Here is a 22,170-nt window from a genome sequence, read left to right as displayed (position 1 = left end):
CAGGACTTTGCAAGGGGGTAAAACCCCTTGTATAAAATCAACATTTGAAACAAGATGGCAAGAAAACAAGAGAAATACACTGTAAAAAAGTTTAACCAGATTTCCATTGGTTTATCATCACCAGAAGCTATTTTAGAAATTTCTAAAGGTGAAGTTTTAAAACCAGAAACAATAAATTATCGTACGCACAAGCCAGAAAGAGATGGATTGTTTTGCGAGCGTATTTTTGGACCTGTAAAGGATTACGAATGTGCGTGTGGTAAATATAAAAGAATACGTTACAAAGGAATTGTTTGTGATAGATGTGGGGTAGAAGTAACAGAAAAGAAAGTTCGTAGAGATAGAGTTGGTCACATTAATTTAGTGGTACCAGTAGCTCATATATGGTATTTTAGATCATTACCTAACAAAATGGGATACCTTTTAGGTTTACCGTCTAAGAAGTTAGATATGATTATTTACTACGAACGTTATGTTGTTATACAACCAGGTATTGCAAAAAATGTAGAAGGAGAACCGTTGCAAAAAATGGATTTCTTAACGGAAGAAGAATACCTAGATATTGTAGATGAATTACCACAAGATAATCAATACTTAGACGACGAGGACCCAAACAAGTTTATTGCTAAAATGGGAGCGGAGTGTTTGATAGATTTATTGGCTCGTATCGACTTAGAAGCGTTGTCTTTTGAATTAAGACACAAAGCAAATACAGAAACATCTAAGCAACGTAAAACAGAAGCGTTAAAGCGTTTAAATGTTGTAGAAGCATTTAGAGATTCTCAAAAGAATAGAGATAATAATCCAGAATGGATGATTATGAAGGCAATTCCGGTGATACCACCAGAATTAAGACCTTTAGTACCATTAGATGGAGGACGTTTTGCTACTTCAGATTTAAATGATTTATATAGAAGAGTTATTATTAGAAACAACCGATTAAAAAGGTTGGTAGAAATTAAAGCTCCAGAAGTTATTTTACGAAATGAAAAGCGTATGTTACAAGAATCTGTAGATTCTTTATTCGACAACACACGTAAATCATCAGCAGTAAAAACAGAATCTAATAGACCGTTAAAATCTTTATCAGACTCTTTAAAGGGAAAACAAGGGCGTTTCCGTCAAAACTTATTAGGTAAGCGTGTAGATTATTCTGCTCGTTCTGTAATTGTTGTAGGACCAGAATTAAAACTATCAGAGTGTGGTATACCAAAAGATATGGCTGCAGAGCTTTACAAGCCTTTTGTAATTCGTAAATTGATAGAAAGAGGAATCGTTAAAACAGTAAAGTCTGCCAAGAAAATTATAGACAGAAAAGAACCAGTTGTTTGGGATATTCTAGAAAATGTAATTAAAGGTCATCCTGTTTTACTAAACAGGGCTCCTACTTTACACCGACTTGGAATTCAAGCTTTTCAACCTAAATTAATTGAAGGAAAAGCCATTCAATTACACCCATTAGTGTGTACTGCATTTAATGCCGATTTCGATGGAGATCAAATGGCAGTTCATTTACCATTAGGGCCAGAAGCTATTTTAGAAGCACAAATTTTAATGTTAGCTTCTCATAATATTTTAAATCCTGCAAATGGTGCTCCAGTTACGGTACCATCACAAGATATGGTACTTGGTTTGTACTACATGACCAAAGAAAGAATTTCTACTCCAGAAGTACCAATTAAAGGAGAAGGATTAACGTTTTATTCACCAGAAGAAGTTACTATTGCTTTTAACGAAGAAAAGGTAGATTTGAATGCTGGAATAAAAGTTAGAACTCAAGATATTGACGAAAATGGTGAGCAGGTAACTAAAATAATAAAAACTACTGTAGGTAGAGTTTTATTTAATGAAGTTGTACCAGCCGCAGCAGGATATATTAATGAAGTTTTAACTAAGAAAAACTTACGTGGTATTATTGGTGGTATATTAAAAGCTACAGATATTCCTACAACAGGTGAATTCTTAGATCAGATTAAAAATATGGGATATAAATTTGCCTTTCAAGGAGGATTATCCTTCTCTCTAGGAGATATTATTATTCCTGACGAAAAACAATCTATGATTGATGAAGCGAATAAAGAAGTAGATGCAATTGTAGGAAACTATAACATGGGTATGTTAACACAAAAAGAGCGATACAATCAAGTAATTGATGTTTGGGGCTCTACTAATACAAGGTTAACAGAACTATCTATGAAAAACTTACGAGAAGACCAACAAGGTTTTAACTCTGTATATATGATGCTAGATTCTGGTGCAAGGGGTTCTAAAGAACAAATTCGTCAGTTAACTGGTATGCGTGGATTAATGGCAAAACCTAAAAAATCTACAGCAGGTGGTGGAGAAATTATAGAAAACCCAATTCTCTCTAACTTTAAGGAAGGATTATCTATTTTAGAATACTTTATTTCTACTCACGGAGCTCGTAAAGGTTTAGCAGATACTGCCTTAAAAACTGCGGATGCAGGTTATTTAACACGTAGATTGGTAGATGTTTCTCAGGATGTTATTATCAACGAAGAAGATTGTGGAACACTACGAGGTTTAGAAGTTGCTCCTTTAAAGAAAAATGATGAAATTGTTGAGTCATTAGCAGATAGAATTGAAGGTAGAGTATCTTTAAATAATGTATACCATCCTTTAACAGATGAGTTATTGTTAGAGGCTAATCAAGCTATTACAGCTAAATTAGCAGAAGCAGTAGACAAATCTGGTATCGATAGTATCGAAGTAAGATCGCCATTATCATGTGAATCTTCTAAAGGAATTTGTGCAAAATGTTATGGTCAAAGTTTATCAACACTTAGCAAAGTTCAAATCGGAGAGGCTGTAGGTGTTATTGCTGCACAGTCTATTGGAGAACCTGGTACTCAGTTAACATTACGTACTTTCCACGTTGGTGGGGTAGCAGGAAATATTTCTGAGGATAATAAGTTAATTGCAAAGTTTGATGGTAACGTAAGTATTGAAGACTTAAGAACTGTAGTAGGAAAAGATAATGAAGGTAAAGATGTTGATATTGTAATTTCTAGAACAGCAGAAATTAAAATTACCGACAAGAAAACTGGAATTACACTTAGTACAAATATTATACCTTACGGTTCTATTATTTTTGATAAAGATAGAAAAACCATTAAAAAAGGAGATGCAATTGTTCAATGGGATCCATTTAATGGTGTTATAGTTTCTGAATTCTCTGGAAAAGTAAAATTCGACAATTTAGAGCAGGGTATGAACTATTCTGTAGAAATTGACGAACAAACAGGTTTCCAGGAAAAAGTAATTACAGATTCTAAGAACAAAAAGATTATCGCTTCTTTAATAATTGAAGATGACCAAGGTAATGCCTTACGTTCTTATAGTTTAACAGTAGGAGCACACTTAATGGTTAGCGACGGAGATAAAGTAGTATCTGGACATACTTTAGTAAAAATACCAAGAAAATCTGGTAAAGCAGGAGATATTACGGGAGGTTTACCAAGAGTAACAGAATTATTTGAAGCACGTAATCCTTCCAATCCATCTGTAGTTTCGGAAATTGATGGTGTTGTATCTTTTGGTAAAATTAAGCGTGGTAATAGAGAAATTATCGTAGAATCTAAAACCGGTGAAATAAGTAAATATTTAGTAAAACTTTCGAACCAAATTTTAGTTCAAGAAAATGACTTTATTAAAGCAGGTATGCCTTTATCTGATGGTGCAACAACACCTTCAGATATTCTAAGAATTAAAGGGCCATCTGCAGTACAAGAATACTTAGTAAATGAAATACAAGAAGTATATCGTTTACAAGGTGTGAAAATTAACGACAAACATTTCGAAGTTGTTGTTCGTCAAATGATGCGTAAAGTTCGAATTATTGATTCTGGAGATACTTTATTCTTAGAAAATCAATTAATTCATAAAATAGACTTTATAAAATACAACGACGCAATTTATGGAATGAAAGTTGTTGAAGATGCTGGAGATTCTGAAAACTTAAAACCTGGTCAAATAATTTCTGCTCGTCAATTAAGAGATGAAAATTCTTTATTAAAAAGAAATGATCTAAACTTAGTTCAAGCTAGAGATGCCAGACCAGCAACAGCTGAACAGGTTCTTCAAGGTATTACCAGAGCATCGCTTCAAACAAAATCGTTTATTTCTGCAGCTTCTTTCCAAGAAACTACAAAAGTATTAAACGAGGCTGCGGTAAGTGGTAAAATTGATACTTTAGAAGGTCTAAAAGAAAACGTAATTGTAGGTAAGAAAATTCCTGCTGGAACAGGTATGAGAACTTACGATAAAATTTTAGTAGGACCTAAAGATGAAATAGAACAGAGTTTCTAATAAATAACGTGTAAACGTTTACGTATATTAAAGTTGAATTGTTTACTGTAATTGTATTATAGTATTCAGTTCAACTTTTTTTTTAAAATTAAGTTTTTCAATACAAATATATCATGGAAGAAAATCAAAACAAAGATGGTCAATTAAATATTGAACTAGACCAAGAAGTTGCAGAGGGTACATACTCTAATTTGGCCATTATTAATCACTCAGTATCAGAATTTATTGTAGATTTTATAAATATTATGCCTGGTGTGCCAAAAGCAAAAGTGAAGTCTAGAATTATTTTAACTCCTCAACACGCAAAAAGATTAACCAAAGCATTGGCAGATAATGTGAGAAAGTTTGAAGAAATTCACGGAGAAATTAAAGATTACGAACAACCTACAATTCCAATGAATTTCGGACCTACGGGAAAAGCGTAAAATCTTGAAATTGTATTGGTTTAAATATATTTATCAAAAGTGAAGCGATAGCTTTACTTTTGATAAACTATAAGGTTATATTTTTCGAGTTTTATTAAGTAGCCAAAAATCTGCTAATACTAAAGCTGTCATTGCCTCTACAATGGGAACAGCTCTTGGTACCACACAAGGATCGTGCCTACCTTTTCCTGTAATTTCTGTAACTTCATTATCTGAGTTTATGGTTTGTTGAGAACTCATAATGGTTGCCACAGGTTTAAAGGCAACTCTAAAATAAATATCCATTCCATTACTAATACCTCCTTGTATCCCACCAGATAAGTTTGTTTGTGTTGTACCGTTCGAATTAAAAACATCATTGTGTTCCGAACCTTTCATTCGTGCACCACAAAAACCACTCCCAAACTCGAAACCTTTTACAGCGTTTATAGATAGCATTGCTTTACCAAGCTCTGCATGTAATTTATTAAAAATAGGTTCTCCAAGACCGACAGGCATATTATTAGCAACACAAGTAATTGTTCCTCCAATGGTGTCTCCAGCTTTTCTAATTTCTTTAATTTTCGTAATCATTTTTTCTGCAGACAATTTATCAGGACAACGAACAATATTAGTATCAGTTTTAGAAAAATCTAATTCTTGATAAGGTTTGTCTATAAAAATATCTCCAACAGAAGATGTAAACGCATTAATATTTATATGAGAAATAAGTTGTTTGGCCAAAGCTCCAGCAACCACCCAATTGGCAGTTTCACGAGCAGAACTTCTTCCACCACCTTTGTAGTCTCTTATTCCAAACTTTTTATCATAGGTAAAATCTGCGTGAGAAGGTCTATAAACATTAGTGTTATGGTTATAGTCTTTAGATTTTTGGTTGGTATTTTTAATAATAAACCCAATAGAAGTTCCAGTAGTTTTACCTTCAAAAATTCCTGAAAGGAATTCTACGGTATCTGGTTCTTTACGCTGAGTAACTATTTTAGATTGACCAGGTTTACGCCTGTTAAGTTCTTCCTGAATAGCATTAAAATTAATGGTGAGACCTGCAGGAAAACCATCAATAACTCCACCAATTGCAGTTCCGTGAGATTCACCATAAGTAGTAACTTTTAATAAATTACCAAACGTATTAAACGACATGTATATTAAATTATAATGAATTACAAATATACTAAACTAACCATTAGATTGTAACGAGAATGTAGCATATAAACCGAAACCTACAAAAAATAAATTTTTTAAAATTGTTGATTTATAGTAAGATAGCTTTTTTTATAACTGATATTCAAAAAACAGAAAAAATAATACCATTTTTCTTTTAATAAATTAAAAAAGCTTTCTATATTTGCACCCGCATTCAGAGAATATCTGATGAGACACTTGGAGAATTGGCAGAGTGGTCGAATGCGGCAGTCTTGAAAACTGTTGACTGTAACAGGTCCGGGGGTTCGAATCCCTCATTCTCCGCTAAACCCTTATAATCTATAGATTGTAAGGGTTTTTTATATACTTTAGGTCTAATAAAAAAGTAATAACCAAGAGTAAAGCTATTTCTTTCTGTAATAACTGGGGCTACAATTTTTAATAGCTTTAAATTGTCTATTAAAATTAGAAACATTTCTAAAGCCACATACAAATGAAATTTCTGCTAAAGTGGTTTCCTTTTCTTGAGCAATAATTTTACATGCATGTGCAATTCTAATTTCATTTAAAAAACGAAAATAAGTTTTATTAGTCCTTTTTTTAAAATATTTACAAAATGCATTTTTAGTCATAGAAGCTACATCTGCAATATTATCAAGACTAATTGGGTCACTGTAGTTTTTTAGTGTGTAATCGAAAATAGCCCGCATTCTTTTTCCCTCTATTTGCGTATATTTTTTTTCATAAATAAAAGAGGATAGACTTTTCGATGACGTTTTTGTTAATTGTAATAGAAGCTCTAAGAAAAGAATAAAACGCTCTAGTTTACTGGCTTTTTTAATTTTATCAAATAAAAGAACTATTTCTTTTTTAGTTTTAGAAATTTTAAAACCATGTTTTGCTTGGTTAAAAAATGAGCTACTTTCACTTAACTCTTTCAAATCAAAAAAATGATTACCAAATGATTGTTTGGTAAAAAATAAGGTAATCATATGCGATTTTTCTTTTCTATTTTCAATGCTTTTAAAAACATGAGGTAAATTGTTTCCAAGAACAATTAAATCTCCAGTATTAAAATTATTTATAGTATCACCAACAAGTATTGTTCCCTCTCCTTTTACTACATAACTAATTTGAATTTCATCATGTTGATGTAATTTATTGTAAAACTCAAACTCAATATCCTCTTGAACTATTAGTGCGCTGTTTTCTGGTTTTGGAATCTGAAATGGTAGTACCTTCATTTTTATTGTTTTGCAAATAATATCTAAAATAGTAATTTAATTTATTTTTTCGGATAATTTAGTATTTATTTTGGATAAAACAAGGCTATCATTTAGGGTAGTACTACTCCTAATTTTGTATCAATAATATAAATTTTATCAAAACGATATAGATATGAGTATTCAATGGAAAGGAGTTATGCCAGCCATAACCACACAATTTACACCCGATGACACGTTAGATTTAGACATGTTTAAAGTAAACATCCAAGCACAATTAGACGCTGGAGTTCATGGTTTAGTTTTAGGAGGTACCTTAGGTGAGGCTAGTACATTATCTGAAGAAGAAGGCAGGAAGTTAACTAAAGAAACAGTTGCTTTTGTAGCTGGTAAAGTTCCAGTTTTAATGAATATTGCAGAGCAAACTACCAAAGGAGCCATAGCGTTAGCAAAAGCAGCCGAAGCAGATGGAGCCTCTGGTTTAATGATGTTACCACCAATGCGTTATAATGCAAGTGATGCAGAGGTTGTTACTTATTTTAAAGAAGTAGCAAATAGTACTAAATTACCAATTATGATATATAACAACCCTATTGATTATAAATTATTGGTAACCTTAGACATGTTTCAAGAACTATTGGCAGATTGCCCAAATATTCAGGCAGTAAAAGAGTCTACTAGAGATACCACAAATATTACACGAATCAAAAATCGATTCGGAGACAGATTGGCAATTATGACGGGTGTAGATACACTTGCGCTCGAAAGTTTAGTGTTGGGAGCAGATGGTTGGGTAGCTGGTTTAGTAGATGCTTTTCCTGCAGAAACCGTAGCAATTTACGAGTTGGTAAAAGCAGGTAAAATTACCGAAGCTATCTCTATATACAGATGGTTTATGCCACTTTTAGAGTTAGATATTCATCCGAAATTAGTTCAGTATATAAAATTAGCATCTAAACATACTGGTATTGGTTCTGAGTACGTTAGAGCCCCAAGATTAATTTTAGAGGGAGAAGAGAGAGCACGTATAGAAAAAACTATAATAGACGCTTTAGCAGTTAGACCAAAGCTACCAGATTATAAGAATTTATAGTATTTTTTGGGTGTTACCGCAACAAAAGCGGTCGGGCTTTTTGCAGTCGCTTTGTGTTTAAAAAACACAAGAGCTTCAACAAATGCTTCAATCCCTAACACAGCGTAGTTATATATTATTAACCTTAAAATTTATAAATTTACATCAGTATATTTAAAGCAAGAAACAGATTATATGATAACAGGAAAAAATTATATTGGCAACAGAATTTCAGCAAAAGGAACCATCACTTATAAAACCTTTAACCCAGAGCTACATCAAGAAAATAGTACGTTGTTTACCGAAGCATCATCTACAGAAATAGAAGAAGCGGTAAACTTAGCAAGTTCAGCTTTTAAAGAATATAGTAAAATTTCAGGTGAAAAAAAAGCTGCTTTTCTGAACGAAATAGCGTCTCAAATTTTATTATTAGACACATTATTAATTGATACATATTGTTCAGAAACTGGATTGCCAGAAGGAAGAGCCATCGGAGAAAGAGGAAGAACAGTAGGTCAATTAAAAGCTTTCGCAAATTTGGTAAAGGAAGGTTCTTGGGTTGAGGCTACAATAGATACTGCAGATTCTAATAGAAAGCCATTACCGAAGCCAGACCTAAGAAAGTTTAATTTTCCACTAGGGCCAGTAGTTGTTTTTGGAGCTAGTAATTTTCCGTTAGCATACTCTACCGCAGGAGGCGATACTGCTGCTGCACTAGCTGCTGGATGCCCTGTAATTGTAAAGTCACATCCTATGCACGCAGGTACGGGAGAGTTAGTAGCCTCTGCAATTCAAAAGGCTGCAAAAATAATAGGAATGCCAAATGGTGTTTTTTCAAACTTAAACTCCAAAGGAATTGAAGTAGGTCAACAATTGGTTACAAACCCAGGTGTTAAAGCAGTCGGATTTACAGGAAGTATAAAAGCAGGTCGTGCCTTATATAATTTAGCAGCCACTAGAGAAGAACCAATTCCTGTTTTTGCAGAAATGGGTAGTATAAATCCGGTAGTGCTTCTGCCTGAGGCATTGCGTAAAAATGCTAAAAGTATAGCAAATACTTATGCGAGTTCAATTACATTGGGAACAGGTCAGTTTTGTACCAATCCAGGGTTAATTTTAGGAGTTAAATCAGAAGGTTTACAAACGTTTATAAATTCATTATCGGATGATATTTTAAAAATTAATCCATCTGTAATGTTGCATCCGAACATTAAAGAAGGCTACTTAAAGAATAAAGAAAATGTTACTTCTCAAAAAGGTGTTGTTGTTCAAGCTGATTTAACAGAGGTATTAAAAACTAACTACGCACCACAATCGGTGGTCAGTGTAAAAGGAGTAGATTTCCTTAAAAATACGACGCTACATCTTGAGGTTTTTGGTCCATTTTCGATGGTTGTAGAATGTGAAACCATCTCTGAGCTAGAAACAATTATTTTACAATTAGAAGGGCAGCTTACAGGAACTATAATTGCTGCAGATGAAGAGTTAGAACAATACTTTACTATTGTAAATGCTTTACAAACTCGTGTTGGAAGAATTATTTTTAATGGTGTACCAACCGGTGTAGAAGTTTGTGAGTCTATGGTGCATGGTGGTCCATATCCTGCCTCTACCGATAGCAGGTTTACAGCTGTTGGTATTGGTTCTATTAAGCGTTGGGTTAGACCTTTTAGTTTCCAAGATTGGCCAAATAGTATGCTTCCAAAAGCATTACAAAATAATAATCCGTTGGGTATATTAAGAACTATCAATGGTAAAAAAACCACAGATCAAATTATTAGCTAGCATGAAATCTTCTTTTTTCTATTTTTTTATCTTTTTTATTATTTGTATTTCTTGTAAAGAACCGTCATCAAAAAAAGTATTAGAAGCTGTTATTTCTAAATACGAACAAAAACAAAACTACGATTTTGATAAAACAGTATCCGTAGAAAATACCATTAAATTTTACCAATTAGAAGCCGATTTTGCAAAAGAATTAATAAAGGAAATAAAAGCTATAAAGGAAGAAGAGCTCTCTGAAACTGATAAAATTTCTAAAGAACTTTTATTATTTTCTCTACAAGATAAAATAGATCAATTTAAGTATAAAATGTTTCTAAATCCAATAACAAATGAAGTTGCTTTTCATTTAAATTTGGCTAATATGGGAACAACTGTTTTTAAAAATTCTGATGATATACAAAACTATTTTATAAAATTAGAAAATTTAAATAAATCAATAGACTATAATATAAATTTACTTAGAGCAGGTGTAAAAGCAAAAGTTTCTCAACCAAAAGCAGTGTTTAGCAATTATAAATATACCTATGATACTCATATTGTAGACGATGTAACTAAGAGTGCTTTTTTTAAACCATTTTTAAAATTACCTAAATCTATATCAGAGAATGAAAGAATGGCTATTTTAAAGAAGGCAAAAAAGAGCGTACAGAAAAATGTTGTAGAAAAATATCAACAAATAAAAGACTTTTTCGAACAGGAGTATTTTAAAAATACCAGAGAGGCAATTGGTGTAGATAAAACTCCTAATGGAGCACAATTTTACCAGAACAGGATAAATTTTTACACCACAAGTAATCAATATACGGCAGATGATATTCATAAAATAGGACTTCAGGAAGTTGCTCGAATTAAGTTAGAAATGCAAAAAATAATAGATAGCCTTCATTTTAAAGGTTCATTTGCAGATTTTATTACATTTTTAAGAACAGACCAACAATTTTATCCGAAAACGGCTAAAGAGTTATTAAGATTTGCAAGAGATATTTCTAAGCGGATAGATGCAGAACTGCCAAAATATTTTAAAACCCTACCCAGAAAACCTTATGGTGTAGTTCCTGTACCTGCAGCAATTGCACCTAATTACACAGGAGGTAGGTACTCTGGAACAAAAAATCCTTTAAAAGCTGGGTTTTATTGGGTAAACACTTACAATCTACCAAGTAGAACTTTATACACAATACCCGCTTTAACTGCGCACGAGGCCGTACCAGGGCATCATTTACAAATTTCTTTAAATAATGAGCTATCTCCAGAAAAAATTCCTGCTTTCAGAAGAAACTTATATTTATCGGCTTTTGGAGAGGGTTGGGGCTTATATGCCGAAACTTTGGCAGAAGAAATGGGAATTTATACAACTCCTTACGAACTTTTTGGAAAGTATACCTACGAAATGTGGAGAGCTTGTAGGTTGGTAGTAGATACTGGTATTCATGCAAAAGGCTGGTCTAGGCAGCAGGTTATCGATTACATGGCGGCAAATACAGCATTATCGCTACATGAGGTTACCACAGAAACAGATAGATATATTTCTTGGCCTGGTCAGGCAATTTCTTATAAAATAGGGGAAATTAAAATCCGTGAATTAAGGGCCAAAGCAGAAAAAATACTAAAAGATAAATTTAGTATAAGAGATTTTCATGAAGTTATTTTATCTGAAGGTACTGTTACCTTGGCTATTATGGAAAGTCGAGTAAATAATTATATTGACGAGAAGTTACATGAGTAGAAACACTTTTTTTTGTATTGATGCACACACTTGCGGGAATCCTGTGAGAGTAGTAGCGGGCGGAGGCCCTAATTTAGTTGGCGAAAATATGAGTGAAAAGCGTCAGCATTTTTTAAAAGAATTCGATTGGATTCGCAAAGGGTTAATGTTTGAACCGAGAGGACATGATATGATGAGTGGCTCACTTATATTTCCACCTCATCATCCTGAAAATGATTTTTCAATTTTATTTATAGAAACCTCGGGTTGCTTACCTATGTGTGGTCATGGAACTATCGGTACTATTACTGTAGCTATAGAAGAGGGATTGATTACTCCAAAAATACCAGGAAAAATAAGAATGGAAGCTCCCGCCGGTTTGGTAGAAATTACTTACCAGCAAACTAACAAAAAGGTCGATTGGGTAAAATTAGTAAATGTAAAAAGCTATTTAGCAGCAGAAAACTTATCTATAGATTGTCCGGAATTAGGTGTATTAACTTTTGATGTTTCTTATGGAGGTAATTATTATGCAATTATAGATCCGCAAGAAAATTTTAGTGGTGTTCAAGATTTTACAGCTAGTAAAATTGTTTATTTCTCTCAAATTTTAAGAGAACGCATCCAACAAAAATATCCAAATTTGTTTGTGCATCCAGAAGATCCTACAATTAGAGATGTTACACATTTATTATGGACAGGCACTCCTTTAGATAAAAGTTCTTCTGGCAGAAATGCCGTTTTTTATGGAGACAAAGCAATAGATAGAAGTCCGTGTGGTACAGGAACCTCAGCAAGATTGGCGCAGCTCTATGCAAAAGGGAAATTAAAGATAAACGAACCTTTTACTCATGAGAGTTATATTGGCTCTAAGTTTATTGGTACGGTTGAAGCAGAAACTACTTTAGGAGGTAAGTTAGCTATTGTACCAAGCATTCAGGGTTGGGCAAAAATTTATGGTTACAATACTTTAATTATTGATAAAGAAGATGACCCATATGCACACGGATTTCAAGTAATATAATCTAATTTTTATGTCTAAAAATGTTGTAATTGTTGGAGGTGGTATTATAGGTTTAAGTACTGCCTATTATTTAGTTAAAGAAGGTTATAAGGTTACCATAGTTAATAGTACTAACGGATTTACTGGAGCTTCACACATTAATGCAGGTTACATTACACCAAGTCACTTTATCCCTTTGGCTGCACCAGGTGTTATTACCAAAGGAATAAAATGGATGTTCAACTCTTCGAGTCCTTTTTATGTGAAGCCAAGACTCGATATCGATTTTATAAAATGGAGTTTAGCGTTTAAGAAATCGGCTACAAAAGCTAAGGTTGCAAAAGCCATAAAACCAATTTTAGATATCAATCTTTTAAGTAGAGACTTGTACGAGAAATTGAAGTCGAATGCCGATTTCGATTTTCATTATCAAAAAAAAGGACTGCTTATGCTTTACAAGTCCGACAAAGTGGGAGAGGAAGAATGGAGTATTGGAAAAAAAGGGATTGAAAAAGGCTTGTATGTAGAGCATTTATCTGCTAAAGAAGTGTCTAACCTTGAACCTAAAGTTAATTTAAATATTAAAGGAGGTATTTATTATCATTCAGATGCACACATGACTCCTTCAGTTTTTATGAAAGAGATGCAATCATTTTTATTAAAAAATGGTGTTATTTTTTACCATAATGAAAAAGTAGAAGACTTTATAGTAGAAAACAGAAAAGTATTATCTATTGTTACAAACCAAAGAACCTTAAAGGCAGAAGAAGTAGTTTTAGCAGCAGGAACATGGAGCTCAAATTTAACCAAAAAAATGGGCTTAAAAATTCCTCTGCAGGCAGGTAAAGGATATAGCATAAATGTAAAAAGTAATACAAATATTAGTATTCCAGCAATTTTATGTGAAGCAAAAGTAGCAGTTACTCCAATGCAAGGTTTTACAAGATTTGCCGGAACAATGGAAATTGGAGGAATTAATGAAAAAATTAATAAAAATAGAGTACATGCTATTGCCAATGCTAGTAAAAAATATTTCGAAGGTTTAGAAATAACGTCTAAAGAAATCGAAAATGCTAGTTGCGGTTTAAGACCTTGTTCTCCAGACGGATTACCATACATCGGAAAATCTAAGTACTGTAAAAATTTAACGATAGCTACAGGTCATGCTATGATGGGTTGGAGTTTAGGTCCTGCTACAGGAAAATTAGTAGCTGAGTTGCTTGCAGAAACAAAAACATCCATAGATATTGCAGCTTTTCACCCAGACAGAAAATTTTAATTTGTATGAATAAATTTGGAATTGGAGGTAGTACTTCTACCATTGAATTGGCCAAAATTACACCTAAACAAGCAAGTGTAAAACCTATTGAATTAGAAGAATATAAAAAGAGAGTTTTAAATTTGAGTCAACAAATGAAAGCTCAAAATATAGTTGCAGTGTATTTAAATGCTGGAGCAAATTTAAACTATTTCACAGGCACGCACTGGCGTCCTAGCGAACGAATGGTAGGAGCAGTTGTGTTACAAAATGCTGATGTACATTACATAGCTCCTAATTTCGAAAAAGGAACTATTCAAGATTTTATGCAAGTTAAGGGTTCTATTCATTGTTGGGAAGAGCATGAGAATCCGCATTTATTACTCTTTAAAATATTACAAGAAAACGGAATTTTATCAGGAGAAGTACAAGTAGATGAAACGACTCCATTTTCTATAATTCACAACTTTCTTACCCACAGAAATTCTTATTTAATTACAACAGCAACATCAATAATTGCTAATTGTAGAATGATAAAGTCTGCTTCAGAAATTGCTATTATGCAACATGTAATGGATATTACAATGGAAGTACATAAGGCAGCAGCAAAAATTTTACGTGTAGGAATTACTACTACAGAAGTAGAAAACTTTATTCATGAAGCACATAAAAAGTATGGTATACCTTCAGGTTCCTATTTTTGCATTGTTTTATTTGGGGTTGATTCTTCGTTTCCTCATGGTGTAAAAAATCCAAAAAAATTAGAAGAGAATGATATTGTATTGGTAGATACAGGTTGTCAATTTTACGATTATATATCTGATATTACACGCACGTACGTTTTTGGTAAAGCAACCGAAAAACAAGAAAGAATTTGGAATATTGAAAAAGAAACCCAACAAGCTGCTTTTGAAGCATCTATTTTAGGAAATACTTGTTCAGATATTGATACAGCTGCAAGGTCTGTTCTAGAAAAGCATCATTTAGGACCTGATTATAATTTACCAGGTTTGCCACATAGAACTGGCCACGGAATAGGATTAGAAATTCACGAATATCCATATCTTTTAAAAGGTAATGAAACTATTTTAAAGCCAGGTATGACTTTTAGTAACGAACCAATGATTTGTGTACCTAATGAATTTGGAATACGATTAGAAGATCATATTTATATAACAAAAAATGGACCAAAATGGTTTACAAATCCAGCGTATTCAATTTATAATCCGTTCGGTATTTAACACCAATTTTAAAAGATTCATTGTATTTTTGAACTATGGATTTATTTTCTACCGAACCTATAAAAAATATTTTACCCTTCGATGGCGTTGCAAACTATCACGGTGCAATTTTAGATAGCAATGAGTGCGATTATTTTTATAACGAGTTAATGAAAACGATTTGTTGGAAAAATGATGAAGCTCTTATTTTTGGTAAAAAAGTAATTACAAAAAGAAAGGTTGCTTGGTATGGTACAAAGGCTTTTTCTTACACTTATTCTGGTATTACAAAGACCGCATTACTTTTTACAGACCATTTATTACAACTTAAAAAAAAAGTAGAGAAGGAGAGTGGAGAAACCTATAATTCTTGTTTATTAAACTTATACCACTCTGGGGATGAAGGAATGGCTTATCATTCTGACGGAGAAAGAATGTTAAAGAAAAACGGTGCAATTGCTTCATTGTCTTTAGGTGCAGAAAGAAAATTTTCATTTAAACACAAAGAAAGTAATCAACGAATAGATATTTTGTTAGAAAGAGGAAGTTTACTAGTTATGAAAGAAAATACTCAAACCAACTGGTTGCATAGATTGCCACCAACAAAAAAAGTACAAACCCCGAGAATCAACCTAACGTTTAGAACTATAGTGTAAGTCATTAAAAAAGTTTAGCTTATTTTTTTTACATAGTTAATTCGTTAATTGAATAGTTATTTCATGGAAAAAGTTTCCATATTTTTGCAAAAAAATATTCCCATTGGATTCTAATAAGCATACTACAATAAACCTTAATAAATTTATAAGCTCATCTGGAATTTGTTCACGAAGAGAAGCAGAGAAATTTATAACTGAAGGGAGAGTTACTATAAATGGCAAACCAACACAACTTGGTAACAGAGTAGCCAAAAATGATGTTGTAAAGTTAGATGGTAGACCGGTAATTCCTAAAAATAAAACTCTTTATATTGCTTTAAATAAACCTGTAGGCATTGTCTCGACTACAGATGATAGAGAGCCAAAAAACATTGTAAAGCACATTAATCACCCAGAAAGACTGTTTCCTATTGGACGATTAGATAAGCCTTCTGAAGGATTAATTTTTTTGACGAATGATGGAGATATTGTAAATAAAATTTTACGTGCAGGAAATAATCATGAGAAAGAATACATTGTTACGGTAAATAAATTAATTAACGATGATTTTATTGAAAAAATGGGTAATGGGATTCCTGTTTTAGGAACAATTACCAATAAATGTAAGGTAGAAAAAATAAGTGCTAAGATTTTTAAAATTGTACTTACTCAAGGTTTAAATAGGCAAATACGAAGAATGTGCGAGTATTTAGACTATGAGGTTGTTAAGTTAAAAAGAACCCGAATTATGAATGTAGAATTAGGGTATTTACAAACTGGAGATTGGAGAGAGTTAACCGACCAAGAAATGCAGCAAATTAATAAAATGGTTGCCTCTTCCTCTAAAACTGCAGAAGCATCAATAATAGAAAAACAACCAAAAGTTCATAAAAAAAAGAAAAAAGCAGCACCAGTTAAAAATAATTTTAATAGAAAAAGCGCCTCTTTTAGAAAATCATCACCCAAAAACAAAAGAAATAGTTCCGGAAAAAAGAAACGTTGGTAATAATTTACAAACCTTTAATTATGCTTACTTATTCTTAAATAATACTATCTTTGCCATCAATGAAATTTGACTTAAAAACTACAGATCAAAAAAGTAAAGCCAGAGCAGGTGTAATTACTACAGATCACGGAATTATAGAAACTCCAATTTTTATGCCAGTAGGTACTGTAGGTACTGTAAAAGGCGTTCATCAATCGGAGTTAAAAAAAGAGGTTAATCCAGATATTATTCTTGCCAATACATATCATCTATATTTGCGACCAGGGCTAGATGTGTTGGAGAAAGCAGGAGGTTTGCATAAGTTTATGAATTGGGATAGAAATATTTTAACCGATTCGGGAGGATACCAGGTGTATTCTTTATCTGGTAGAAGAAAAATAAATGAGGAAGGCGTAAAATTTAAAAGCCATATCGATGGCTCTATGCACTTTTTTTCGCCAGAAAATGTTATGGAAACTCAGCGAACTATAGGTGCAGATATTATTATGGCTTTCGACGAGTGTACACCTTACCCATGTGATTATAATTATGCAAAGCGCTCTATGCATATGACTCATAGATGGTTGGATAGATGTATAAATCACCTAGAAAAGCTTCCTTTCAAATACGGTTTTGAACAAACTTTTTTTCCAATTGTTCAAGGAAGTACCTACAAAGATTTAAGAAAACAATCTGCTGAGTATATTGCCAATGCTGGCGCGCAAGCAAATGCAATTGGGGGGCTTTCAGTTGGGGAACCAGCAGAAGAGATGTATGCAATGACAGAAGTAGTAACCGAAGTATTGCCAGAAGATAAACCAAGATATTTAATGGGAGTTGGTACGCCAATAAATATTCTCGAAAATATTGCTTTAGGTATTGATATGTTCGATTGTGTGATGCCAACAAGAAATGCAAGAAATGGGATGTTATTTACAGCACATGGAAGTATCAACATAAAAAATAAAAAATGGGAAACTGATTTTTCTCCAATAGACGAAATGGGAATTACTGGTGTAGACACCATGTATTCTAAGGCATATTTACGCCATCTTTTTGTTGCCAAAGAAATGTTAGGTAAACAAATAGCTTCTATTCATAATTTGGGCTTTTATGTATGGTTAACAAGAGAAGCAAGAAAGCATATTTTGGCTGGTGATTTTAGAGAGTGGAAAGATAAAATAGTAAAACAAATGGACAACAGGTTGTAAAGTTTAAAAAAATAATAGAGAAAAGTTTCAATGAAAATTATAGATTGGTACATATTAAAACGTTATTTGGTAACATTTTTGTTTACCTTATTAATATTGATACCAATAGCTATAGCCATTGATGTTTCTGAAAAAGTAGATAATTTTTTAGAGCATCCTAATTTAGGATTTTCAGAGATTTTAAATGATTATTATGTAAACTTTACAATATATTATACCAATACTTTTATGCCTTTGGCATTATTTATTGCCGTTATTTTATTTACCTCAAAACTTTCTAACAATACAGAAATTATAGCTATAACAAATGCTAAGGTTTCTTTTACACGTTTTTTATATCCCTATTTTGTAGGTGCAACTTTGGTAACGTTGCTCTCTTTGGCAATGAACCATTATGTAGTTCCGAATAGCAGTAAAATTAGAAAAGAGTTCGAAAAAAAATATATTAGCAGTGCTAAGCAAAAAAATGAATTGAAATATGTGTCTGATTTTAGTTTACAACTTACCGATAGTACATATATTTATTTAAGAAGTTTTAATGTAGACACCAATTCTGGATACGATTTTACTTCAGAAACATATAAAGGCTTAGAGCTGCAATCTAAATTATCTGCAGATAATTTACGCTTTAATATTAATGATTCTACTTTTTCTTTAACCAATTGGCGAATTCGTAAAATTTATCCCAATCATGATAGTATTTTTAAAGGTAGAAAAATAGATACTGTGTTTAGTTTTACACCTAAAGACCTGATTTATAAGTCCGCTTTTGCTCAAGAAATGCCCTCAGATGAGCTTTTAGATTTTATTAATCTATCAAAGAAAAGAGGTGTAAAAAATTTGAACGCATATTTAGTAGAGTTATACAAACGAACAAGTTTGCCCGTTGCTTCATATATTTTAACAATTATAGCTGTAGCACTTGCGTTTAGAAAAAGAAGAGGTGGTACAGGAGTAAATTTAGCTTTAGGTGTAGGCGTTATGTTTGTTTACGTTTTCTTTATGAAAATAGGCGAAGTTTTGGGCTCTGTAGCAGGAGTTAACTCACTTTTATATGTATGGTTGCCAAATATATTGTTTGGTACATTAGCAGTTTACCTTTACATTAATGCTAGAAAATAAATTAAAAAATTACTTATTACTCCATTTCATAGTATTTATTTGGGGATTTACCGCTATTCTTGGGGCTTTAATTACTATTGATGCTATTCCGTTGGTTTGGTATAGAATGTTATTGGCAGTATTATTTATTGTTTTATACTTTGTGTGGAAAAGGAAATCTTTTAAAACCGATAAAAAATCTCTTTTAAAATTTTTTATTACTGGAGTTATTATTGCACTGCATTGGATTTTCTTTTTTAAAGCAATAAAGGTGTCTAATGTATCTGTTGCATTAGTTACCATGAGTACCGGTGCCTTTTTTACAGCATTTATTGAACCATTATTTTTTAAGAGGAAACTGAAGTTTATTGAAATATTTTTAGGATTAATAGTTATTCTAGGTCTTTACATTATTTTTAATTTTGAAAGTCAGTATAAATTAGGAATTATATATGCATTAATTGCTTCATTTTTAGGAGCGTTGTTTGCTGTTTTAAATGGTTTGTTTGTAAAAATGTATGAAGCCAGTTCAATCTCTTTATATCAGTTGTTTTTTGGAGTTGTATTTATAACTGTGTATCTTTTTTTTACGAATGGTTTTAGTGTTAGTTTTTTTAAGGTTTCTTTATCAGACTGGTGGTATTTGTTGTTGTTAAGTAGTATTTGTACAGCCTATGCGTTTATTGCTTCTGTAAAAATAATGAAGTTCTTGTCGCCCTACACGGTTATGTTAACTATAAACTTAGAACCTGTATATGCCATTATTTTAGCATTGTTAATTTTTAAAGAAAAAGAACAAATGAGTTCTTCCTTTTATTTTGGTGCCAGCATCGTTTTATTTGTAGTTTTGTTAAACGGAATTTTAAAGAATAAAGGAGCCTTAAAATCGAGGTTTTTAAAAAATAATCCTCGAAAAAAATAAGTGTATTTTACTTGAAAAAGTAAATTTTATAGTATGTTTGTTCTTACAATGAACAAAAATCAAACCACTACAAAATGGAATATTTAGATTTTGAATTGCCAATAAAAGAGTTGCAAGAGCAACTACAAAAATGTGAAATTATTGGCGAGGAAAGTGACGTAGATGTTACTGCTACTTGTAAAAAAATTGAAAAGAAACTTGCTGAAGCCAGAAAAGATATATACAAAAATTTAACACCTTGGCAACGTGTTCAATTATCTAGACACCCTAATAGACCTTATACCTTAGATTATATTAAGGCAATTTGTGGAGATACCTTTATGGAGCTTCATGGAGATAGATCTGTAAAAGATGACAAAGCTATGATTGGTGGTCTTGGTAAAATAGGAGATCAATCTTTTATGTTTATTGGACAACAAAAAGGGTATAACACCAAAACACGTCAGTATAGAAACTTTGGAATGGCAAATCCAGAAGGCTACAGAAAAGCCTTGCGTTTAATGAAGATGGCAGAAAAATTCGGAATTCCTGTTGTTACTTTGTTAGATACTCCAGGAGCATACCCAGGTTTAGAAGCTGAAGAGCGTGGTCAAGGAGAGGCAATTGCAAGAAATATTTTTGAAATGACTCGTCTTAAAACACCAATTATAACAATTGTTATTGGAGAAGGAGCTTCTGGTGGAGCCTTAGGTATTGGTGTTGGAGATAGAGTATATATGATGGAAAATACATGGTATACAGTAATTTCTCCAGAGTCTTGTTCTTCTATTTTATGGAGAAGCTGGGAGTTTAAAGAACAGGCAGCTGCAGCCTTAAAACTTACCGGTACCGATATGAAAAAAATGAAATTGATAGACGGTATCATTAAAGAACCAGTTGGAGGTGCTCATGCAGATAGAGAAGGGGCTTTTGCTGCGGTTAAAAACCAAATTGTTAAAGCGTTCGAACAATTAAAAGATTTAACAGACGATGATTTGGTGAATAAAAGAATGGATAAATATGCTAATATGGGTGTTTATAAAGAGTAACCTAAAAATACTTAAACATAAAAAAGCGAAATTCAATTCTGAATTTCGCTTTTTTATGTTTTAAGATTAAAAGTATTACAATCCTAAAGAACTAAAAAGTTCTTTTAGTCTCGGTTCTGAAGGTCTAGGTGCATTTGCATCTACAATATTTCCGTTAGGATCTATGATTATAAACCTTGGTATACCTGTTATTTGGTATGCTTGTTGAAAAGAAAAATCTTTACCAGACCATAGTTGCACACCTGTAAGTGATTTATCTTTTACAAAATTTCTCCATTTTTTTTCTGCAGCTTCCCATGAACCACCGTTTCTTCTAGCTTCATCAGTAGAAATACTTACAAACTCAATATTTTTGTTGTGGTATTCTTTTTCTAATTCCTTTAAAAAAGGGATTTGTTGTATACATGGTCCGCACCAAGTTGCCCAAATATCTAAATAAACATATTTACCTTTAAAAGAATCTAAAGATTTTTTACCACCCTTATAATCTACATAATCTGTAAATTTAGGAGAAGGCTTACCAGGTCCCATCGTTTTATTTTGATTGTAGGCTTGGTTAAAATAGGCAATCATTTGCGAAGTTTGTTGTTTTGCCATACTTACCATAGCACTATCTAACTCTTTGTATGAGTTTAAAATACTATCGTATCTATTTTCAATGCTTTTTAGTTTGTTTTGAAAAGCAACTTCTTCTAATTCTAAAATTAAAGAAGGATTACCTAAATTCTGACTTTCTTCTATTTGTGCTAGAATAAAGTTACTATTATCAGCACCTTCACCAGAAAATTTGAAGCTGGTCATAAATTTTTCTGAATCTCCAGATAGTTTTAAGTCATAACCATTATTCAGGTATATAGGAGCTCTTTTTGCAGGAGAAGTTTGTATGGTAAAAATAGCAGCTTCTTTAACGGAAAGCGTATCTTTAAAAGTACCGTCTGCATTTATTTTTATAGTTTTAATAGGTCCTTGGTTATTAACAATAGTAAGCGTAGAGTCTTTATTGTTTTCTAGTTTTCCGGAAAAGGATAAGTAATTTTGAGGGGTTTCTTTAGTACAAGCAGTTAAAATAGCTACTGTAAGTAAAAGATAAAATGTTTGTTTCATTTGAATTGTTTTTTAAAAAAA

17 protein-coding genes and 1 tRNA gene are annotated in these 22,170 nt (G+C 32.3%); 15 read left to right on the top strand and 3 right to left on the bottom strand.

The features are described from left to right. Window positions 1-54: 54 nt before the first annotated feature. Together rpoC and WHD54_RS02840 are read left to right on the top strand one after the other, a co-directional pair. Window positions 55-4,329, top strand: a complete 4,275-nt coding sequence (gene rpoC, locus WHD54_RS02845) for a DNA-directed RNA polymerase subunit beta' (RefSeq protein WP_340767726.1) — start codon at window positions 55-57, stop codon at window positions 4,327-4,329. 113 nt (window positions 4,330-4,442) lie between these two features. Continuing rightward, window positions 4,443-4,754, top strand: a complete 312-nt coding sequence (locus WHD54_RS02840) for a DUF3467 domain-containing protein (RefSeq protein ID WP_088323147.1) — start codon at window positions 4,443-4,445, stop codon at window positions 4,752-4,754. 75 nt (window positions 4,755-4,829) lie between these two features. On the opposite strand, the gene aroC is transcribed toward WHD54_RS02840, so the two are convergent. Continuing rightward, a complete protein-coding gene (gene aroC, locus WHD54_RS02835; RefSeq protein ID WP_088323146.1) occupies window positions 4,830-5,894 on the bottom strand; it encodes a chorismate synthase in 1,065 nt (354 codons plus the stop codon). Between the two features lie 242 nt (window positions 5,895-6,136). Between aroC and WHD54_RS02830 the strand changes: the two genes are divergently transcribed. After that, window positions 6,137-6,221: transfer RNA gene (locus tag WHD54_RS02830), tRNA-Ser, on the top strand. An 80-nt stretch (window positions 6,222-6,301) separates the two neighbouring features. On the opposite strand, the gene WHD54_RS02825 is transcribed toward WHD54_RS02830, so the two are convergent. Beyond that, window positions 6,302-7,141, bottom strand: coding sequence for an AraC family transcriptional regulator (locus WHD54_RS02825; protein WP_088323145.1), 840 nt, complete (start codon window positions 7,139-7,141; stop codon window positions 6,302-6,304). Between the two features lie 154 nt (window positions 7,142-7,295). Here WHD54_RS02825 and WHD54_RS02820 point away from each other — a divergent pair, with 154 nt between their 5' ends. From WHD54_RS02820 to WHD54_RS02765, 12 genes are all read left to right on the top strand, one after another. Continuing rightward, window positions 7,296-8,213, top strand: coding sequence for a dihydrodipicolinate synthase family protein (locus WHD54_RS02820; protein ID WP_088323144.1), 918 nt, complete (start codon window positions 7,296-7,298; stop codon window positions 8,211-8,213). Between the two features lie 174 nt (window positions 8,214-8,387). Then, window positions 8,388-9,977 (top strand): aldehyde dehydrogenase (NADP(+)), encoded by a 1,590-nt coding sequence (locus WHD54_RS02815; RefSeq protein ID WP_088323143.1) that lies wholly within the window; start codon window positions 8,388-8,390, stop codon window positions 9,975-9,977. 1 nt (window position 9,978) lies between these two features. Further along, window positions 9,979-11,703 carry a DUF885 domain-containing protein gene (locus tag WHD54_RS02810; RefSeq protein WP_088323142.1) on the top strand — a complete coding sequence of 575 codons (1,725 nt, stop codon included), beginning with the start codon at window positions 9,979-9,981 and terminating at the stop codon, window positions 11,701-11,703. Beyond that, window positions 11,696-12,706 carry a 4-hydroxyproline epimerase gene (locus tag WHD54_RS02805; RefSeq protein WP_088323141.1) on the top strand — a complete coding sequence of 337 codons (1,011 nt, stop codon included), beginning with the start codon at window positions 11,696-11,698 and terminating at the stop codon, window positions 12,704-12,706. The genes WHD54_RS02810 and WHD54_RS02805 overlap by 8 nt, the downstream gene beginning before the upstream one ends. A 10-nt stretch (window positions 12,707-12,716) precedes the next feature. Beyond that, window positions 12,717-13,964, top strand: coding sequence for an NAD(P)/FAD-dependent oxidoreductase (locus WHD54_RS02800; protein WP_088323140.1), 1,248 nt, complete (start codon window positions 12,717-12,719; stop codon window positions 13,962-13,964). A gap of 5 nt (window positions 13,965-13,969) precedes the next feature. Further along, window positions 13,970-15,184 (top strand): M24 family metallopeptidase, encoded by a 1,215-nt coding sequence (locus tag WHD54_RS02795; RefSeq protein WP_088323139.1) that lies wholly within the window; start codon window positions 13,970-13,972, stop codon window positions 15,182-15,184. A gap of 35 nt (window positions 15,185-15,219) precedes the next feature. Beyond that, the gene (locus WHD54_RS02790; RefSeq protein ID WP_088323138.1) at window positions 15,220-15,819 is read left to right on the top strand and encodes an alpha-ketoglutarate-dependent dioxygenase AlkB family protein; all 600 of its coding nucleotides are present in this window, start codon (window positions 15,220-15,222) and stop codon (window positions 15,817-15,819) included. A 103-nt stretch (window positions 15,820-15,922) separates the two neighbouring features. Continuing rightward, window positions 15,923-16,804, top strand: a complete 882-nt coding sequence (rluF, locus tag WHD54_RS02785; protein ID WP_088323137.1) for a 23S rRNA pseudouridine(2604) synthase RluF — start codon at window positions 15,923-15,925, stop codon at window positions 16,802-16,804. 59 nt (window positions 16,805-16,863) lie between these two features. After that, window positions 16,864-17,994: a tRNA guanosine(34) transglycosylase Tgt gene (gene tgt, locus WHD54_RS02780; protein ID WP_088323136.1), complete on the top strand. Its 1,131-nt coding sequence runs from the start codon at window positions 16,864-16,866 to the stop codon at window positions 17,992-17,994. A gap of 30 nt (window positions 17,995-18,024) precedes the next feature. Beyond that, the gene (locus WHD54_RS02775; protein WP_088323135.1) at window positions 18,025-19,116 is read left to right on the top strand and encodes an LptF/LptG family permease; all 1,092 of its coding nucleotides are present in this window, start codon (window positions 18,025-18,027) and stop codon (window positions 19,114-19,116) included. After that, on the top strand, window positions 19,103-20,017 hold the full coding sequence (locus WHD54_RS02770; protein ID WP_088323134.1) for a DMT family transporter: 915 nt from the start codon (window positions 19,103-19,105) through the stop codon (window positions 20,015-20,017). The genes WHD54_RS02775 and WHD54_RS02770 overlap by 14 nt, the downstream gene beginning before the upstream one ends. Window positions 20,018-20,091: 74 nt before the next feature. After that, window positions 20,092-21,045 (top strand): acetyl-CoA carboxylase carboxyltransferase subunit alpha, encoded by a 954-nt coding sequence (locus WHD54_RS02765; protein ID WP_088323133.1) that lies wholly within the window; start codon window positions 20,092-20,094, stop codon window positions 21,043-21,045. 75 nt (window positions 21,046-21,120) lie between these two features. Here the strand turns inward: WHD54_RS02765 and WHD54_RS02760 are convergent, their stop codons facing one another. Continuing rightward, the gene (locus WHD54_RS02760) at window positions 21,121-22,149 is read right to left on the bottom strand and encodes a TlpA family protein disulfide reductase (protein WP_088323132.1); all 1,029 of its coding nucleotides are present in this window, start codon (window positions 22,147-22,149) and stop codon (window positions 21,121-21,123) included. Between the last annotated feature and the right edge of the window lie 21 nt (window positions 22,150-22,170).

Origin of the sequence: Polaribacter tangerinus (genome assembly GCF_038024095.1) — a bacterium.
Classification (GTDB): domain Bacteria; phylum Bacteroidota; class Bacteroidia; order Flavobacteriales; family Flavobacteriaceae; genus Polaribacter; species Polaribacter tangerinus.
Note: the sequence above shows the minus strand (reverse complement) of the source record. Positions and strands in the feature narration are given on the sequence as shown.

Bases quoted from the DNA above. Each gene is read 5' to 3' on its own strand.
- rpoC (WP_340767726.1), top strand. From the start codon at position 55: ATGGCAAGAAAACAAGAGAAATACACTGTAAAAAAGTTTAACCAGATT.
- WHD54_RS02840 (WP_088323147.1), top strand. From the start codon at position 4,443: ATGGAAGAAAATCAAAACAAAGATGGTCAATTAAATATTGAACTAGAC.
- aroC (WP_088323146.1), bottom strand. From the start codon at position 5,894: ATGTCGTTTAATACGTTTGGTAATTTATTAAAAGTTACTACTTATGGT.
- WHD54_RS02825 (WP_088323145.1), bottom strand. From the start codon at position 7,141: ATGAAGGTACTACCATTTCAGATTCCAAAACCAGAAAACAGCGCACTA.
- WHD54_RS02820 (WP_088323144.1), top strand. From the start codon at position 7,296: ATGAGTATTCAATGGAAAGGAGTTATGCCAGCCATAACCACACAATTT.
- WHD54_RS02815 (WP_088323143.1), top strand. From the start codon at position 8,388: ATGATAACAGGAAAAAATTATATTGGCAACAGAATTTCAGCAAAAGGA.
- WHD54_RS02810 (WP_088323142.1), top strand. From the start codon at position 9,979: ATGAAATCTTCTTTTTTCTATTTTTTTATCTTTTTTATTATTTGTATT.
- WHD54_RS02805 (WP_088323141.1), top strand. From the start codon at position 11,696: ATGAGTAGAAACACTTTTTTTTGTATTGATGCACACACTTGCGGGAAT.
- WHD54_RS02800 (WP_088323140.1), top strand. From the start codon at position 12,717: ATGTCTAAAAATGTTGTAATTGTTGGAGGTGGTATTATAGGTTTAAGT.
- WHD54_RS02795 (WP_088323139.1), top strand. From the start codon at position 13,970: ATGAATAAATTTGGAATTGGAGGTAGTACTTCTACCATTGAATTGGCC.
- WHD54_RS02790 (WP_088323138.1), top strand. From the start codon at position 15,220: ATGGATTTATTTTCTACCGAACCTATAAAAAATATTTTACCCTTCGAT.
- tgt (WP_088323136.1), top strand. From the start codon at position 16,864: ATGAAATTTGACTTAAAAACTACAGATCAAAAAAGTAAAGCCAGAGCA.
- WHD54_RS02775 (WP_088323135.1), top strand. From the start codon at position 18,025: ATGAAAATTATAGATTGGTACATATTAAAACGTTATTTGGTAACATTT.
- WHD54_RS02770 (WP_088323134.1), top strand. From the start codon at position 19,103: ATGCTAGAAAATAAATTAAAAAATTACTTATTACTCCATTTCATAGTA.
- WHD54_RS02765 (WP_088323133.1), top strand. From the start codon at position 20,092: ATGGAATATTTAGATTTTGAATTGCCAATAAAAGAGTTGCAAGAGCAA.
- WHD54_RS02760 (WP_088323132.1), bottom strand. From the start codon at position 22,149: ATGAAACAAACATTTTATCTTTTACTTACAGTAGCTATTTTAACTGCT.